Origin of the sequence: Actinomadura formosensis NBRC 14204 (assembly GCF_001552155.1) — a bacterium.
Classification (GTDB): Bacteria; Actinomycetota; Actinomycetes; order Streptosporangiales; family Streptosporangiaceae; genus Spirillospora; species Spirillospora formosensis.
Genome location: NZ_BCQQ01000002.1, coordinates 66338 through 82775 on the forward strand (window position 1 = coordinate 66338; position 16438 = coordinate 82775).

The window sequence follows — 16438 nt, forward strand, 5'->3', positions numbered from 1 at the left end:
GGGGGAGGCCGCCGGTGCCGAGGACGTGACTCACCCCGCGCCATAGCCGCCACCGCCCGGCGTCTCGATGACGAAGACGTCTCCGGTGCCGACGGGCAGCGAGTCACAGCCCTTCATCGGCGTCACGGTCCCGCCGGTGCGTTCCACCCACTGCCGCCCCACCGCGCCGGGCCGGCCGCCCGCCATCCCGTACGGCGGGACGCGCCGGTGGCTGCTCAGCGTGGTCACCGTCATCGGTTCGAGGAACCGGATGCGCCGCCGGCCGCCATCGCCCCCGCGCCAGCGTCCCGCTCCGCCGCTGCCGCGGCGGATCTCATGGCTTTCCACAAGGACGGGGTAACGCCACTCCAGCACCTCGGGGTCGGTGAGCCGGGAGTTGGTCATGTGGGTCTGGACGGCATCGGCGCCGTTGAAGCCGTCCCCGGCGCCGGAGCCACTGGCCACCGTCTCGTAGTACTGGTGGCGCTCGTTGCCGAACGTGACGTTGTTCATCGTGCCGGAGCCCTCCGCCATCACTCCCAGCGCGGCGTACAGCGCGCCGGTCACGGCCTGTGAGGTCTCGACGTTGCCCGCGGCCACGGCCGCCGGATACTCCGGCGAGAGCATCGTGCCCGGCGGGATCGTGACGTGGATCGGGGTGAGGCAGCCGGCGTTCAGCGGGATGTCCTCGGCCACCAGCGTGCGGAACACGTACAGCACCGCCGCCATCGCCACCGACGACGGCGCGTTGAAGTTGCCGGCCGACTGGGGGGAGGTGCCGGTGAAGTCGATCTCCGCCGTCCGGGCGCGGCGGTCGACGCGGACCGCGACCGCGATCACCGCCCCGCTGTCGAGTTCGTAGGTGCAGGACCCGTCGCGCAGCGCGGTGATCACCCGGCGGACCGCCTCCTCGGCGTTGTTCTGCACGTGACGCATGTAGGCGTGCACGACGTCCAGGCCGAAGTGACGGACCATGTCGCGCAGTTCGCGCACGCCCTTCTCGTTGGCGGCGATCTGGGCGCGCAGGTCGGCGAGGTTGTCGAGCGGGTCGCGGGACGGGTGGACCGCCGAGCGCAGCAGCTCGACGGTCTCGGCCTCCCGCATCCTGCCGCCCTCGACGAGGAGCCAGTTGTCGATCAGGACGCCTTCCTCCTCCACCCTCGTGCTGAAGGCGGGCATGGACCCCGGTGTGATGCCGCCGATCTCGGCGTGGTGGCCCCGGGACGCGACGAAGAAGGAGATCTCGGCGTGCTCGCCCCGGGCCGGCGCGGACTCCACGTCCCCGACGAAGACCGGGGTGACCACGGTGACGTCGGGCAGGTGGGTACCGCCGTGGTAGGGGTCGTTGAGCACGTACACCTCGCCCGGCCGCATGCCCCCGGCGGTTCGCCGCCGCCTGATGAGTTCCTTGATGGACGCCCCCATCGAGCCGAGATGCACGGGGATGTGCGGCGCGTTGGCGATGAGGTTGCCGCCCGCGTCGAAGATCGCGCAGGAGAAGTCCAGCCGCTCCTTGATGTTGACCGAGTGCGCCGTGCTCTGCAGCCGGACGCCCATCTGCTCGGCGATGGACATGAACAGGTTGTTGAAGATCTCCAGCATGACGGGGTCGGCGTCGGTGCCGATGGCGTGCCCGCCGGACCGGGCCGCCACCCGGGTGAGAAGCAGATGGCCGAGGTCATTCACCGCCGCCCGCCAGCCCGGATCGACGATGGTCGTGGCGTTGGCCTCCACGATGATCGCCGGGCCCGTCACCATGTCGCCGGGCCGCAGCCGTTCCCGCCGGTGGAGGCTGACATCGCGCCATGCGCCGTCGACGTGCATCCGGACGCGCGCCGCCTCGGGCGCCCCTCGGCGGCCGCCCGGGACCGGCGTCTCGGCCGCCCGGTCGATGTCGCCCACGGCCTCGACCGACACGGCCTCCACGACGATCTGCCTGTCCCGCATGAGAAAGGAGAAACGCCGCCGGTAGATCTCCTCGAACTCGGCGACCATCGCCTCCACGGCGTCGACCCGGACCAGCAGGGCGGTGTCGGTACCCGCGTAGCGCAGGTGAGCACGGTGCAGGACGCGCTTTGTGCTCGTCCCCTCGTCCCGCAGCTCATCGCGTGCGTCACGCTCCAGCCTCTGCAGTATCGCGCTCAGTTCGGGCAGCACTTCCTCGTTCAGTGGCGCCTCCACCGCGGCCTCCCGCATGGCCGTGACGTCGGCCAGCCCCATGCCGTACGCCGACAGCACCCCCGCCAGCGGATGGATGAGCACCTGACGCATGCCGAGGGCGTCGGCGACCGCGCAGGCGTGCTGGCCGCCGGCACCGCCGAAGGTGGCCAGCGCGTATTCGGTGACGTCGTAACCGCGCTGGACGGAGATCTTCTTGATCGCGCCGGCCATGCCGGCCACCGCGATCTCCAGGAATCCGGCCGCGACGTCCTCGGGCGGACGGCCGTCGCCGATCTCGGCCGCCAGGGCGGCGAAGCGGTCCCTGACGACGCCGGCGTCGAGGGCTTGATCGCCCGTCGGGCCGAAGACGTGCGGGAAGTGCTCGGGCCGGATCCGCCCCAGCATCACGTTGGCGTCGGTGACGGTGAGCGGACCGCCGCGGCGGTAGCAGGCCGGACCGGGATCGGCACCGGCGGAGTCGGGGCCCACCTGGTACCGGCCGCCGTCGAAGCGCAGCACCGATCCGCCGCCGGCCGCGACCGTGTGGATGCTCAGCATCGGCGCCCGCATCCGCACCCCCGCCACCTGGGTCTCGTACTGGCGCTCGAACTCGCCGGCGAAATGCGAGACATCGGTGGACGTGCCGCCCATGTCGAAACCGATGACCCGCTGGAAGCCCGCGGCGGCCGACGTGCGCGCCATTCCCACGATGCCTCCCGCAGGGCCGGACAGGATCGAGTCCTTGCCCCGGAAGCCGTGCGCCTCGGTGAGCCCGCCGTTGGACTGCATGAACATCATCGGCACGCCGTCCAGCTCAGTGGACACCTGGTCGACGTACCGGTCCAAGATGGGCGAGAGGTAGGCGTCGACGACGGTGGTGTCGCCGCGCGAGACCAGCTTCATCAGCGGGCTCGTCGCATGCGACTCCGAGATCTGGGTGAAGCCGATCCTCCGCGCGATCTTCCCGACGGCGACCTCGTGGCGGGAGTGGCGATAGCCGTGCATGGACACGATGGCGACCGAACGGAAGCCGTCGTCGTAGGCCGCGCGCAGATCACGTGCGACCGCGTCCTCGTCCAAAGGGACGAGGACCCGTCCGTGCGCGTCGATGCGCTCTCTCGCCTCGATCACCCGCGTGTACAGAAGTTCGGGCAGCACGATCTCCTGGGCGAAGATGCGCGGCCGGTTCTGATAGGCGATCCGCAGTGCGTCGCGGAAACCTTCGCTGATGACCAGCACGGTCGGTTCGCCCGTCCGTTCGAGCAGGGCGTTCGTCGCCACCGTCGTACCGAGCCGTACGCCCGTGATCTGCTCCGTCGGGATACGTTCACCGGGCGCGACCCCGAGGAGGTGCCTGATCCCGGCGACGGCCGCGTCCTGATAGCGCTCCCTGTCCTGCGAGAGGAGCTTGTGGGTGACGAGTACGCCGTCCGGCCGCCGGCCCACCACATCGGTGAACGTGCCGCCACGATCGATCCAGAACTCCCAGCCGGACGAGGGCGGCGCGACAGGCGACCCGGGCGCACCCGAAACGGCGTCCCCGGATGGAGACGGGCTGAGCGCGTCGTCAAGCGCCATACTCAACGTCTACCACCCCGGCGGACGGGCGGCAGGAGACCGGCACGCGGCTTCCCGGAGACCGTCACCCTCGCGGGTGTGCGTGTGTACTGACGCGGCTGCCGGCCGATGATGGTCCGGTTCCGCCTCGCTTGCGCGACCCTTACCGTGCCCGGCCATATTGGGCCGGTTCGCTCCCCGGTCCGCCCGGCCGTGTGACACTCAGATCGTGACCGATCATTCCGCCGGAAACACCCCGCAGGACGGGCCGTCCGATCGGATCCGATCCGATCGACCGCACTCGGCTCGGGTCTGGGGATATCTGCTGGGCGGCAAGGAGAACTACCCCGCCGACCGCCAGGTCGGCGACATGATCCAGGAGATGTTCCCCGACATCGCGCTGCTGGCGCGCGTGCAGCGCTACTTCCTGGCCCGCGCGGTGCGCTTCCTGGCCGGCGAAGCAGGGATTCGGCAATTCCTCGACATCGGGGCCGGGCTGCCCACCGTCGACAACACCCACGAAGTCGCCCAGCGCGTGGCACCCGAATCCCGGATCGTCTACGTCGACAACGACCCCCTCGTCCTGGTGCACGCCCAAGCCTTGCTGACCAGCACCCCCGAGGGCGCCTGCGACTACATCGACGCCGACGTCCGCGACCCGGAACTGATCCTGAGGAAGGCGGCCAAGGCCCTGGACTTCACCCGGCCGATCGCGCTCACCCTGCTGGGCATCATGGGCCAGATTCCCGACTCCGACGACCCGTGGGGAATCGTGGAACATCTGCTGGACGCGCTCCCGGCCGGCAGCTACCTGGCCCTCAGCGACGGCACCAACACCAATGCGACGCTGAACCACGCCATCGAGACCTACAACGCCAACTCCGCAAGCTCCTACCATCTGCGCAGCCCCGACCAGATAGCCCGATTCTTCGACAGGCTGGAACCGGTGGAACCCGGCGTGGTCCCCACCTCCATGTGGCGGCCGGACCTGCCCGATATCGGCGACACACCGGCGAACGTGGATTCCATGTGCGGAGTCGGCCACAAACCGGCCTGACATACAGGACAAGGCACGGCAGCACGGCCGCCGATGAGCACCCTCGTCAGGATTGCAAGCGCCGCGTCCAGGCAGGTGGCTTTCTCATACACCATCTACCTGGGCGTGGCCTCCGTCCCGAGAAGGGATACGCGGGCTTCGGGCGATAGAGAGCGTGACCACCCTCTATGCCTCCGGAAGGGTCCTGCATGGCCATCCCTCCAACGCCGCAGGTCAAGCCATGACGGGCGCACCCTCCGGGGTCGACACGTCAACGCAGCCGGAAGAACCATCGGACGCCGACGTCATCGCCGCGGCATGCCGTAATCCCGAACGGTTCGCGATCCTCTTCGACCGTCACTATGGGGAGATACACCGCTACGTCGACAGGCGGCTCGGAGCGGATGCCGCGGACGACATAGCCGCGGAGACCTTTCTGATCGCGTTCCGCCGTCGTGGAGTGTTCGACACCGCGCGTGTTTCCGCGCGGCCCTGGCTCTATGGCATCGCGACGCGGTTGATCAGCCGCCACCGCCGTGACGAACTGCGCCGCTACCGTGCGATGGCTCGCATGCACACCGATGACGTCGTGGAGAGCCACGAGAACAGCGTCGCCGGCGCGGTGACGGCGGCAAGCTCGGGGTTAGGCCCGGTACTGGCCCGGCTGAAACATGGCGACCGTGACGTCCTGCTGCTGGTGGCCTTGGCCGAACTCAGTTACCCCGAGGTCATCAGGTGCGCCGCCGCCTGTTGTCGGGAACATGGTGCTTGTTGGCCGTCTCACCGGGCTTCAACAGCGTTGTGGAGGAGGATTCTCTTTGATTCGAGGTTCACTGCCCCGCAGGGCGTTGAAGGTTCATTGAGGTGACCTGATCCGAAGCGTCGGGAACGTCGTATCCGAGGCTGCGTACGACTCGTGTCGTGTCGTTAATGGTTGCCTGGTCCGCCGAATCGCCGCGGATCAGAGTCTGGAGTCTGATGGGCGGCCCAGGTGCGACGAGGGTGGGGACGAAAGAGGGCTGCTCTTTCCATCGCCGTTCGCGGGAGTTCCAGGTGAAGGTGAACCGGGCGACGAGCCCTTCGTGGGTGGCTTGGGCGTTCGCGGTCGGATTGGCGACCTGATTGCCCATTCCGTACGCGACCCACTTGCCGTTGATCTGCTCGAAAGGCTGAACGACGTGTACGTGGTCGCCGAGGATCAGGTCGACATTGCGGGAGCGTAGCAGTGTCGCCGCCAGGTGCCGCTGCTCGGGTGTGGCTTCGTGCTGGTATTCCTGGCCCCAATGGAGGCTGACTATCACGACGTCGGCACCGGATTCCTTGGCGCTGCCCGCGTCTGCGAGGATCCTGTGGGGGTTCAGCCCGTCGTTCACGAGCCAGGGTTTTCCAGGGGGCTCCGGTATGCCGTTGGTGCCGTATGTGTAGGAAAGGTGTGCGATCTTGACCCCTTTGACGTCCAGGATGTTGATCTTCTTCGCCTCTTCCGCGCCGCGGGCCGTGCCGGCGTGCCTGATGCCCGCCTTGTCCAGGGTGTCGAGCGTGCGGCGCACGCCCGGTTCCCCCTGGTCGATGGAGTGGTTGGAGGCGGTGGAGCAGGTGTCGTAGCCGAGCCCGCGGATCGCGTCCACGATCTGTGGCGGTGAGTTGAACACCGGGTAGCCGAGGAAGGGGCCCGATCGTGAGGCCAACGGCGTCTCGATGTGGCAGACCCCCAGATCCGCTTGGCTGATCACGGGCTTGAGTTGGGCGAGCATCGGCATGAAGTTGTACCCGCCCTGTCTTTTGGTGCGCGCGTCGGAGGCCGCCTGATCGATCAGTACTCGGTGCAGAAGAAAATCGCCGGTCGCCGCGACGGTAAATCGATCCGTTTTGTGGCCGTCCGTTTTAGCTGCCCGCTGCAGGCTCGCGGAATGGTGGTCATCGTCGTCGCAGCCGGTCACTGTGGCGAGCCCGAGCGCGCCGATCAACAGGGCGCTTGTCGCGAGCCTGCCCATGGTGGGCCGTTGCCCGTTCGGGAGTTTTGGAATTGATGCCGAAGTTCGCATAGTTGCTTTATTGACATCTCATGCCACTTGAAACAGTAATTTACTGGAAGGTTGATCATCGTTGATAATGCTTTTGTTGGTATTGTGTAGAGCGAATACCGAAGGTGCATATCGCCGGTACGGTGACGCGCGCATCGGTTCGGAGGGGCTGACGGCGCGCATCTTCTGGGCGGTCGTGTCTGTTGGGTTCTGGGTCTTTTGTGCCGGGGTAAACGGGGTTATGAGTACGGGTGCCGATGGTTCGGTGGTAGCCCTGACGTGGAAATGGGGTGCTCGGGTGCCGTTCCCGCTGGTCTGACACGACTCGGCGGCGGCTCGCGAGCTTTCATCGTCGGCTGCGAACCTTGAGGGGAGAGCCGGATGCGACAGCGCGGCCAGTGATCCGCCACTGTGCGCGTCCCCGGTTCGGGATTGAGGTGTTCCGGGTCCGATCCGGTGTCCACCCACCTCGGCCTTCTACGCTCCGCTGTGTGCCCCGTGGCTACCCGAGGGCCCGCGTTTCGTCGTCGCCGCCACGTGCGGTCTCGGCTGTCGACTCGGTGGTGTCCGGCATGGTGCCGCTGCGGCAATGAGTGTGATTTGTGCCGTAATCTGCCTATGTGTCGGTCAGTCTTGCCAAGCTGCTGAACAATCGGGACCTCTCGCTCAGGCTGTGCAACGGAAGCCCGGACGTGGAAGTGGACTGGGCCGACATCAGCGAGCAGGAGGACCCCACGCCGTTCCTCGAACCGGGCACCATGTTGCTGACGACCGGGCTGAGCCTCCCCCCGGGGACCGGGCGCTGGGCGGGCTATGCCGAGCGGATCACGCGGGCGGGCGTTCCGGCGCTGGGGTTCGGGGTCGGGCTCACGCACGGCCGTGTGCCCGAGGAACTCCTGGCCGCGGCCGGACGGCACGGCCTGACCGTGGTGGAGGTGCCCCCGGACACGCGGTTCAGCAGCGTGGTGCGCGCCGTGGCCGACGGCCTCACGTATGACGAGAGGTCCCAGCAGAATCTGGCGTTGGCGCGGCACCGGGCGCTGTTGCGCGCGGCCGCGACGCCGCCGGCCCATCGCTCGCTGGTCGTCGTGCTGGCCGAGCAGCTGAACGCCTGGGTGCTGCTGCTGTCACGGAACGGCGATCTGCTCGCCGGCGCCCCGGACAATGCCCGGCGGCACACCGAGCGGGTCCGGCTCGCGGTGGAACGCCAGCGTTCGTGGCGCGCGGCGGCGTTCGACATCGGTGACGCACAGGTGACGGTGCTCCCGGTCGGGCGAGCCGAGCGGCCCTCCGGGGTGCTCGCGGTCGGCAGGTCGGCCCCGTGCAGCGCCCACGAGCGCGGGGTGATCGATGCGGCGGTCGCGCTGCTCGGCCTGGACGTCGCCCGTGCCGCCGACCTCCTGGACAGCGAGCGGCGAGAGCGGGCCGCCGTGCTCGGACTCGTTCTCGCGGGGCAGTACGAGCTGGCCGAACGGGTGGCCGCCCAGCTGGGTCTTCCGCTGCCCGAGGAGCCGGTCCGGCTCGCGGTGCTCACGACCGAGCCGGAACTGCGCGGTGACCTGCTGGAGGTGCTGGAGAACAATCGCAGCCTGCAGATCGTTTCGGCGCTGGTCGCGGGAGATCCCCGGGGACGCGTCGTGGCGGTGGTGCCCACCGTGGAGGGGGACATCGGCGTGCTGCAGTCGGCGCTGAGCTCGGTGGGCGGGAGCCGCGGCGCCGTCAGCGACCCGCTCTCCATAGCGGAGATTCCCCGGGTGTGGCCGCGGATCGCGGCGCTCGCCGACACGCTGCCCCCCGCTGCCGTGCACCGGCTGCTGACGGTCGGCGACGTGGCCGCTCTGGGGCTCCTCGCGCACGTCGACCCGGGGACCGCGCGCGCCTGGGCGAGCGCGCTGCTGGCGCCGCTGGCGGCTGCGGAGTCGTGCCGCATCGACCTGCTCGGCACCGTACGGACGTATCTCGCCCACAACGGGCACGCGGAGGCGGCGGCAGCCGCGCTCGGGATTCACCGCCGCACGCTGGGATACCGGCTCGAACGCGCCGAGGCACTGCTCGGCAGGCGGTTCTCCGACCCGGGGCTGCGGGCGGAGCTGTGGACGGCGTTGACGATCATCGATAGCGGCACCGGTGACTGACGGCGGACGCGGCCTACGGAGAGCGACGGTGCGCCAGTCCGCGAAATGCGCAGACGACGGGTCGGCACTGCGCGGATCGCGCATTCTGATCAGGGTTTTCCCACCCTCAGTCTTGGGCGATCGGGGTACCGCAAGTACCGACCCGGGAGGCCCGCATGACCGTGACGTCCCAGCCCGCGGAACTCGACCTGTCCTTCGAGGATGATCCGCGCGTCGTCAAGGAGGCGGCGACCGAGGACTATTCGACCCACGTCGTCCCACGCTCGTGGCGGGCGGGACGCTGGTCGCTGGCCATGGCATGGTGGGCGCTGTTCTCCGCCATGTTCTGGCTGTACGTCGCCGTGGCCTCGGCCGACGCGGTCGGTGCGCCCGCGACGATCGCCGGGATGGTCCTGTCGACGGCGACGTACGGGGCCGTCAACCTCGTCCTGTCCCGCTACGCCGCCCGCACCGGACTGACCGTGGCGCTTCTGTCGCGCCGGCTGTTCGGAACGCTCGGTGCGGCCCTGGCGCCGCTCATCTTCGCCGCCACCGCGCTGTACTACGGGGTCTTCGAGGGCTCGATCGTCGCCGTGACCTTCCAGCAGTACTTCGGCGGAAACCTCAAGCTCTGGTACCTGTTCGCCGTGCTCTACGCGCTTCCGCTGGTGATCGGCGGAGTGCGCGCCTGGCTGGACAAGCTCAACGGCGTCCTGCTTCCCTTCTACGTCCTCGGCCTGATCGCGGTCGTCATCGCCGCGACCGTCAAGCAGGGGTATCCGACCGACTGGCTGCACTCGGCCGCGGCGCACGGTTCGCTGCCGGGATGGCTGACGTCGTACCTGATCTACATGGGCGTGTGGATCATGATGATGTACACGATCGACTATGCCCGGCTGGGCCGCGTCGAGGACGCCCGCTTCCACGGCACGGTCACCTTCGGGTGGGTCTTCTACGCCTTCACCTTCGGCGTCAACGGGCTGATCGGCATCTACCTGCTGCGCGCCTGGAACATCAGCGGGTCGGAGACCGGTGTGGTCGAGGCCGTCATCAAGTCCCTGGGGTTCTTCGGCGTTCTGCTGATCTTCGTCTCGCAGACCCGCATCAACACGGCGAACTACTACCTGGCCTCGACGAACCTGGAGTCGTTCGCCGCCCGGGTGTTCCGGCTGCGGCTGCCCCGCGCCGTGTGGGTGGCCGTGGCCGGCTGCATCGCGTACCTGCTCATGCTCACGGACGTGCTCAGCTACCTGCTGCGGGCGCTGGCCTGGCAGGGCGTCTTCGTGACCGCCTGGGTCGCGATCGCGCTCGTGCACATCGCGGTGCGCGGCGCGGACCGCGACGGCCTGCCGGAGTTCCGCCCCGGGCGGCTGGCCCCGCTGTCCGCCGGTGCGGGCGCCTGGCTGGCGGCCTCGGCGGCCGGTATCGCGCTGACCGAGCAGAAGGCCGATCCCACACTGGCGCAACTGGCGCCCCTGATCACCGTGGCCCTTGCCGCGGTGCTGTACTACGCGGCGCTCAAACTGGCACCCAGCGCCCTGCGGGTCCGCGGCGACGACCCCCGCGACGAGGTCGAGGACGTCTGGGAGGCCCGCATCGCCTGCCACGTCTGTGACCGGTCCTACGTCGCCGTCGAGATGGACCGGGACCCGAGCGCGGCCGGTGCCGCCATCTGCTCCGCCTGCGCCGCCGAATCACCGGAGTTGGCCCGCGCCGTGAGCGCGGAACGCTGAGAGGCTCATCAATGAATGCGATCATCACGGCTCGCCCGGCCAGCGGCGACCGGCCCGCCATCACGTGGCGCGCCGCCGGAGACCGCTACGTCCTCATCGAGTACGGGGAGATGAAGCTCGACCTGGAGCTGAACTTCTTCGTCACGTCGATGGCGGCGCACCTGGCCGCCTCGCCGATCAAGGGACTGGTCGAGGCGGCCCCGGGGTTCCGCTCCCTCCTGCTGCAGTACGATCCGGCGACCATCGGCCGCGGCGACCTCGTCGACGCGGTGGAGGAGGTCCACGACGCGCAGCAGTCCGTGCGATCGCTGGTGATCCCCAGCCGGCTGATCACGCTGCCGATCGCCTTCGACGACTCCGAGAGCCGCGAGGCGGTGCGCCGCTATCGGACCACCATCCGGCAGGACGCCCCGAACATCCGCGACAATTCCAATATCGACTACATCGTCGACTACAACGGGCTGCCCGATCGGGAGGCGCTGTACGCCACCGTGACCGGGACCGAGTGGTGGAACGCCTACACCGGCTTCTTCCCCGGCCTTCCCTTCATGTTCCCCCTCGATCCGCGCAACGCCATCACCGTGCCGAAGTACAACCCGACGCGGACCTGGACCGCCGAGGGAGCGGTCGGCATCGGCGGGCCGTGCGTGGCGATCTACCCCGTCGAGGCGCCCGGCGGATACCAGCTGTTCGGCCGCACGCTGACGGTCTATGACGTCCTGGCACGGCACGGCGTCTTCCAGGACGACCCGATCCTCATCCGTCCCGGAGACCGGGTGCGCTTCGAGCGGGTGAGCGAGGAGGAACTGCTCGACCTCCGCACGGACGTGCTGGAGAACAGATACGAGTACGCGATCGAGGACGATCCCTTCTCGGTCGCGGGCTACCTCGCGGAGACCTCGGCCATGCAGGCCGAGGCCGAGAGGCTGCGCATCGCCCGCGAGGCCGCCGCGGAGAAGGTGGAGGTGCCGTAATGTCCGACCGACACGCGCTTTTCGATGTGGTCTCGCCGGGCCTGCAGACATCGGTGCAGGACTACCCGGGACGCCTCGGCCTGCAGTCCAAGGGCTTCTTTCCCGCCGGGCCGGTCGACCATCTCGCGTTCCGCATCGCCAACGCCCTCGTCGGCAACGACCCGGGTGCCGCGGGGCTGGAGATCCCCATGGGCCGGTTGCGCCTGCGCGTCCTCGCCGACACCTCCGTCGCGGTGACCGGGGCCGAGGGCTCGGGCATCACCCTCAACGGCGCGCCCCTCCCGATGTGGGAGACCGTGCGCGTCGTGTCCGGGGACGAGATCGCCTGCTCCATCATCAAGGGTCCCGGCTTCCGGCTCTACCTCGCCGTCGCGGGCGGCATCGACGTTCCGGTGGTGATGCACTCGCGGGCCACCTACACCATGGGCGGCATCGGCGGCGTCGAGGGCCGGGCGCTCTCCAAGGGGGACGTCCTGCACGGATGGAAGGCCGCGGCGCCGCCGCGGCTGCGGGTTCCGATGGCGCTGCGGCCGCCGCTCGTCAACGACTGGGAGATCGAGGTGATGCGGGGCCCGCACGCCGACCCGGACTACCTGACCGAGCAGGACTGGAAGGACTTCGTCGGCCGCCAGTGGAAGGTCGATCTCAACTCCAACCGCGTCGGCACCCGGCTGGAAAGCCACCGGTTCGGATGGGCGCGCGCATCCGGTGGTGTGGCCGGCGGCCACCCGTCCAACGTCCTCGACGGCAGCTACCCGCTCGGCGGGATCAACACCAATGGAGACGTCCCCGTCATCCTCGGCCCCGACGGTCCGACCGCGGGCGGGTTCACCGTGATCGGCACCGTCGTCCACGCGGGCCTGTGGAAGGTGGGGCAGTTGCGGCCCGGCCGCGACACCATCCGGTTCCGGGAGGTCTCCCTCGATGAGGCGCTCGCCCTCGCCGGACGCACCGACTACACCACGAACCCGCACCACTTCGAGGAGCTGTGATGCCGCGGATCGACGTCAACTGCGACATGGGGGAGAGCTTCGGCCGCTGGAGGCTGGGCGACGACCTCGGGATGATGCCGCACGTCTCGTCGGTGAACATCGCCACCGGCTATCACGCCGGCGACCCCGCGACGATGCGGCGTACCGTCGAGGGCGCCGTGGAGCACGGCCTGGCCATCGGGGCGCACATCGCCTTTCCGGACCTGATGGGGTTCGGCCGGCGGCGGATGACCATCCCACCGGACGACGTCGAGGACTACTGCCTCTACCAGATCGGCGCCCTGGACGCGTTCGTCCGCGCGTCGGGCGGCCGCCTGGCGCATGTCAAGCCGCATGGCGCGCTGTACGTCATGGCGTCCGAAGACCCGGCCCTGGCCGCGGCGGTCGCCCGGGCCATCGCCAAGGTCGACGCGGGGCTGCCCCTCATGCTGCTGCACCGCGACACCGCCGACGCGGTGGCGGCGGAGGGCGTGCACCTGGTCCCCGAGGGTTTTCCCGACCTGCACTACGACGGCGCCGGAAAGCTCATCATCGAGCCGGTGAAACTCGCCTGGGACCCGGAGCTCGTCGCCGACCGCGCGGTCCGGATGGTCCTGGAGCGCAAGGTCGCCGCGAAGGACGGCACCGATCTCGAGGTCGACGCCCTGTCGCTCTGCCTGCACGGGGACGCTCCCAACGGCCCCGAGATCGCCAGAGCCGTGCGGCGGGCGCTCGACGACAGCGGGATCGACGTCGTCCCCCTGGCCGACATGCTCGTGACCCAGGACGAGGGGGAGCGCCGGTCATGATCGAGTCGCTGCTCGTCGCCAACCGGGGAGAGATCGCGCGGCGCGTCATCGCGACGGCCCGGCGGCTGGGCGTCCGGACCGTCGCCGTGCACAGCGATGTCGACGCGGAGCTGCCTTTCGTACGGGAGGCCGACGAGGCGGTGCCGCTCGGACCGGCCGCCCCCGCCGAGTCGTACCGTAACGCCGAGAAGATCCTGGCCGCCGCCGAGAGCACCGGCGCGCGCGCCATTCACCCCGGTTACGGCTTCCTGTCCGAGAACGCCGACTTCGCGCGCCGCGTGCACGCCGCCGGGCTGACCTGGGTCGGACCCGACCCGGACGTCATCGACCTGATGGGCGACAAGATCAGGGCCCGGAACGCCGCCGCCGCGGCCGGCATGCCCGTCGCGCCCGGCACCACCGAGCCGGTGGCCGACGAGGCCGCCGCGGTCTCGGCCGCGGCCGGCATCGGGTACCCGATCATGGTCAAGGCCGCGGCCGGAGGCGGCGGGATGGGTCTTGCCGTGGCCACCACCGAGGAGGAACTGCGCAAGCACGTCAGGACCGTGCGCGGCTTCGCCGAGCGCATGTTCGGCGACGCCGGCATCCTGCTGGAGCGCTACTACCCCGAGGCGCGGCACGTCGAGGTGCAGCTTCTGGGGCTCGCCGACGGCACCGTGACGGCGCTGGGCGAACGCAACTGCTCGGTTCAGCGGCGCAACCAGAAGCTCGTCGAGGAGACCCCCGCGCACGGCCTCGACCCGGGCCTGCGCGAGCGCATGATCGCCGCGGCGATCCAGGTCGGCAAGGCCGTCGGCTACCGCAGCGCCGGCACCGTCGAGTGCCTGGTCCACGGCGAGCCGGGCGAGCAGGACTACGTCTTCCTCGAAATGAACACCCGGTTGCAGGTCGAGCATCCCGTCACCGAGGCGGTCTGGGGCCTCGACCTGGTCGAACAGCAGTTGCGCATCGCGTCCGGCCTGCCGCCGTCGGTGGACCTCGCCGCGCTGCGGCCGAGGGGGCATGCCGTGGAGTTCCGGGTGAACGCCGAGGACCCGATCCGTTTCCTGCCCGGCCCCGGTTCGATCACTGAATGGAACGAGCCGGCCGGGGAAGGAGTCCGGATCGACGCGGGCTATGCCCATGGAACGACGGTCACCCCGTCATACGACTCGCTCATGGCCAAGCTGATCGTGCACGCCGACACCCGCGAGGCGGCCCTGGCCCGGGCCCGTGCCGCGCTGGAGTCGTTCACGATCAGCGGCCCCAAGCACAACCTGCCCTTCCACGGCGAACTTCTCGATGAGCCGTCGTTCGCCGCCGGCACGTACACGACCGCGGTGCTCACGCGCATGCGCGCGGCGCGCGGCGCGTGAGCCTGAGCCCGTCAGCTGAAGGAGACCCCCCATGGCCCAGCAGATCGTCGCCGAACTCGCCGCCAACGTCTGGAAGGTCCTGGTCGCGGAGGGAAGCCCCGTCGCCGCCGGGGACACCCTCGTGATCTTGGAGTCCATGAAGATGGAGATCCCGGTCGAGGCGGAGACCGCCGGCACCGTCAGCAAGCTCGCCGTCAGCGAAGGCGGCGTCCTCCAAGAGGGCGACCTGATCGCCGAGATCTCCTGAGAACGACCCGATGACCAGAACGGAAGTACGACCATGACCGCCACCACTGTCTCGCTGCGGCGCCCGGGTGTCCTCGCCGACCGCGTGCCCGGCTCCATCGTCCGCGACGCGATCCTCATCGCGGCCGGCGCGGGATTCACCGGCCTGGCCGCCCAGGTGTCGATCCACACCCCGCTCAGCCCGGTGCCCTTCACCCTCCAGACGCTCGCGGTGCTCGTCACCGGGGCCGCGCTCGGGACGGTTCGAGGAGCGGCGGCCATGCTCCTCTACCTCGTCGCCGGCGCGGCCGGCGTGCCGTGGTACGCCGGTCACACGCATGGCCTCGGTGGTCCCACGTTCGGCTACATCGTGGCATTCGTCCTCGCCGCGGCGCTCGTCGGAGAACTCGCCCGCCGCGGCAACGACCGCAGGGCGCTCAGCACCGTCGGTCTCATGGCGGCGGGCAACGCGTTGATCTACCTGATCGGCACGGTCTGGCTCGCCCTGTCCCTCGGCCTCGGCGCCGAAAAGGCCATCGCGGCCGGCGTCACCCCGTTCCTGCTGACCGACGGACTCAAGATCGCCATCGCCGCCGGCATGCTCCCCCTCGCCTGGCGCTGGACCGGCACCGGCCAGTCCCGGCACTGACCGTGACGGCCGCGTCAGACCTGCGGCCCGTCTCATGAGCGTCCCGGCCGTCACGGTGTCGCGCCGGTTCATTCCGCCCTCCTACGATGTCCGACAGGCTCGACTCGCCCGACTCGCCGCCGGCGCCCATCCGGCTCGATGAGGCCGGATGGGCTCGCGGCGACCGGGGCGCGGGAACCGGTCGGGAGAGGAAGGAATGTCCGAGCTCTATCCGGAGATCGACCCCCACGAACACGGCATGCTGGATGTCGGCGACGGGCAGCTCGTCTACTGGGAGGTGTGCGGGAACCCGGACGGCAAACCGGCCGTCGTGCTCCACGGCGGTCCCGGTTCCGGGTGCACGCCCGCATGGCGCCGGTATTTCGATCCCGGCGCCTACCGCATCGTGCTGTTCGACCAGCGCGGGTGCGGCCGCAGCACGCCCCACGCCGGCGCCCCGGTCATCGATCTGAGCACCAACACCACCGCCCATCTGATCGCGGACATCGAGGTCCTGCGGCGCCACCTGGACGTTGCGGAGTGGCTGGTGCTCGGCGGGTCCTGGGGCGCCACCCTCGGGTTCGCCTACGCCGAACGGCACCCGGAGCGGGTCGGCGAGCTGGTCCTGTTCGCCGTCACCAACACACGGCGCCGCGAAGTGGAGTGGATCACCCGCGACGTCGGCCGGCTCTTCCCCGCCGAGTGGGCACGGTTCCGCGACGGTGTTCCGGCCGCCGATCGGGACGGCGGCCTCGCCGACGCCTACGGCCGGCTGCTGCACGATCCCGATCCCGCCGTGCGCGAGAAGGCCGCGCGTGACTGGTGCGCGTGGGAGGACGCGCACGTCGCCGTGCGGCCCGGTCGGCACGCTGC

General features: G+C 69.8%; 12 protein-coding genes and 1 pseudogene. 11 read left to right on the forward strand and 2 right to left on the reverse strand.

The features are described 5' to 3' along the window. Positions 1-30: 30 nt before the first annotated feature. Positions 31-3717 carry a hydantoinase B/oxoprolinase family protein gene (locus AF1_RS00860; RefSeq protein WP_165488367.1) on the reverse strand — a complete coding sequence of 1229 codons (3687 nt, stop codon included), beginning with the start codon at positions 3715-3717 and terminating at the stop codon, positions 31-33. 208 nt (positions 3718-3925) lie between these two features. On the opposite strand from AF1_RS00860, the gene AF1_RS00865 reads away from it, so the two are divergent. Then, the gene (locus AF1_RS00865) at positions 3926-4753 is read left to right on the forward strand and encodes an SAM-dependent methyltransferase (protein WP_067792336.1); all 828 of its coding nucleotides are present in this window, start codon (positions 3926-3928) and stop codon (positions 4751-4753) included. A gap of 154 nt (positions 4754-4907) precedes the next feature. Next, positions 4908-5600 (forward strand): RNA polymerase sigma factor, encoded by a 693-nt coding sequence (locus AF1_RS32845; RefSeq protein ID WP_131732578.1) that lies wholly within the window; start codon positions 4908-4910, stop codon positions 5598-5600. Here the strand turns inward: AF1_RS32845 and AF1_RS00870 are convergent. Next, the gene (locus AF1_RS00870; RefSeq protein ID WP_067792340.1) at positions 5563-6726 is read right to left on the reverse strand and encodes a CapA family protein; all 1164 of its coding nucleotides are present in this window, start codon (positions 6724-6726) and stop codon (positions 5563-5565) included. The genes AF1_RS32845 and AF1_RS00870 overlap by 38 nt on opposite strands. Positions 6727-7376: 650 nt before the next feature. Between AF1_RS00870 and AF1_RS00875 the strand changes: the two genes are divergently transcribed. From AF1_RS00875 to AF1_RS36090, 9 genes and pseudogenes are all read left to right on the forward strand, one after another. Further along, positions 7377-8891 carry a PucR family transcriptional regulator gene (locus AF1_RS00875; protein WP_067792343.1) on the forward strand — a complete coding sequence of 505 codons (1515 nt, stop codon included), beginning with the start codon at positions 7377-7379 and terminating at the stop codon, positions 8889-8891. Positions 8892-9046: 155 nt separating this feature from the next. Beyond that, complete coding sequence (locus AF1_RS00880; RefSeq protein WP_207394018.1) at positions 9047-10603, forward strand: purine-cytosine permease family protein; 1557 nt, start codon at positions 9047-9049, stop codon at positions 10601-10603. A gap of 11 nt (positions 10604-10614) precedes the next feature. Then, positions 10615-11577, forward strand: a complete 963-nt coding sequence (locus AF1_RS00885; RefSeq protein WP_067792346.1) for a carboxyltransferase domain-containing protein — start codon at positions 10615-10617, stop codon at positions 11575-11577. Continuing rightward, a complete protein-coding gene (locus tag AF1_RS00890) occupies positions 11577-12569 on the forward strand; it encodes a 5-oxoprolinase/urea amidolyase family protein (RefSeq protein ID WP_067792349.1) in 993 nt (330 codons plus the stop codon). The genes AF1_RS00885 and AF1_RS00890 overlap by 1 nt, the downstream gene beginning before the upstream one ends. Continuing rightward, positions 12569-13357 (forward strand): LamB/YcsF family protein, encoded by a 789-nt coding sequence (locus tag AF1_RS00895; protein WP_067792354.1) that lies wholly within the window; start codon positions 12569-12571, stop codon positions 13355-13357. The genes AF1_RS00890 and AF1_RS00895 overlap by 1 nt, the downstream gene beginning before the upstream one ends. Further along, the gene (locus AF1_RS00900; RefSeq protein WP_067792357.1) at positions 13354-14712 is read left to right on the forward strand and encodes an acetyl-CoA carboxylase biotin carboxylase subunit; all 1359 of its coding nucleotides are present in this window, start codon (positions 13354-13356) and stop codon (positions 14710-14712) included. Before AF1_RS00895 ends, AF1_RS00900 begins: the two co-directional genes overlap by 4 nt. 31 nt (positions 14713-14743) lie before the next feature. After that, positions 14744-14959 (forward strand): biotin/lipoyl-binding carrier protein, encoded by a 216-nt coding sequence (locus AF1_RS00905; RefSeq protein ID WP_067792360.1) that lies wholly within the window; start codon positions 14744-14746, stop codon positions 14957-14959. Between the two features lie 33 nt (positions 14960-14992). After that, a complete protein-coding gene (locus AF1_RS00910; protein WP_067792363.1) occupies positions 14993-15586 on the forward strand; it encodes a biotin transporter BioY in 594 nt (197 codons plus the stop codon). Positions 15587-15824: 238 nt separating this feature from the next. Continuing rightward, positions 15825-16223: pseudogene (locus tag AF1_RS36090) on the forward strand (alpha/beta fold hydrolase); the annotation flags it as partial. Positions 16224-16438: the final 215 nt, after the last annotated feature.

Coding starts and splice junctions, on each gene's coding strand:
- AF1_RS00860 (WP_165488367.1), bottom strand. CDS start 3,717: ATGGCGCTTGACGACGCGCTCAGCCCGTCTCCATCCGGGGACGCCGTT.
- AF1_RS00870 (WP_067792340.1), bottom strand. CDS start 6,726: ATGGGCAGGCTCGCGACAAGCGCCCTGTTGATCGGCGCGCTCGGGCTC.
- AF1_RS00880 (WP_207394018.1), top strand. CDS start 9,047: ATGACCGTGACGTCCCAGCCCGCGGAACTCGACCTGTCCTTCGAGGAT.
- AF1_RS00885 (WP_067792346.1), top strand. CDS start 10,615: ATGAATGCGATCATCACGGCTCGCCCGGCCAGCGGCGACCGGCCCGCC.
- AF1_RS00890 (WP_067792349.1), top strand. CDS start 11,577: ATGTCCGACCGACACGCGCTTTTCGATGTGGTCTCGCCGGGCCTGCAG.
- AF1_RS00895 (WP_067792354.1), top strand. CDS start 12,569: ATGCCGCGGATCGACGTCAACTGCGACATGGGGGAGAGCTTCGGCCGC.
- AF1_RS00900 (WP_067792357.1), top strand. CDS start 13,354: ATGATCGAGTCGCTGCTCGTCGCCAACCGGGGAGAGATCGCGCGGCGC.
- AF1_RS00905 (WP_067792360.1), top strand. CDS start 14,744: ATGGCCCAGCAGATCGTCGCCGAACTCGCCGCCAACGTCTGGAAGGTC.
- AF1_RS00910 (WP_067792363.1), top strand. CDS start 14,993: ATGACCGCCACCACTGTCTCGCTGCGGCGCCCGGGTGTCCTCGCCGAC.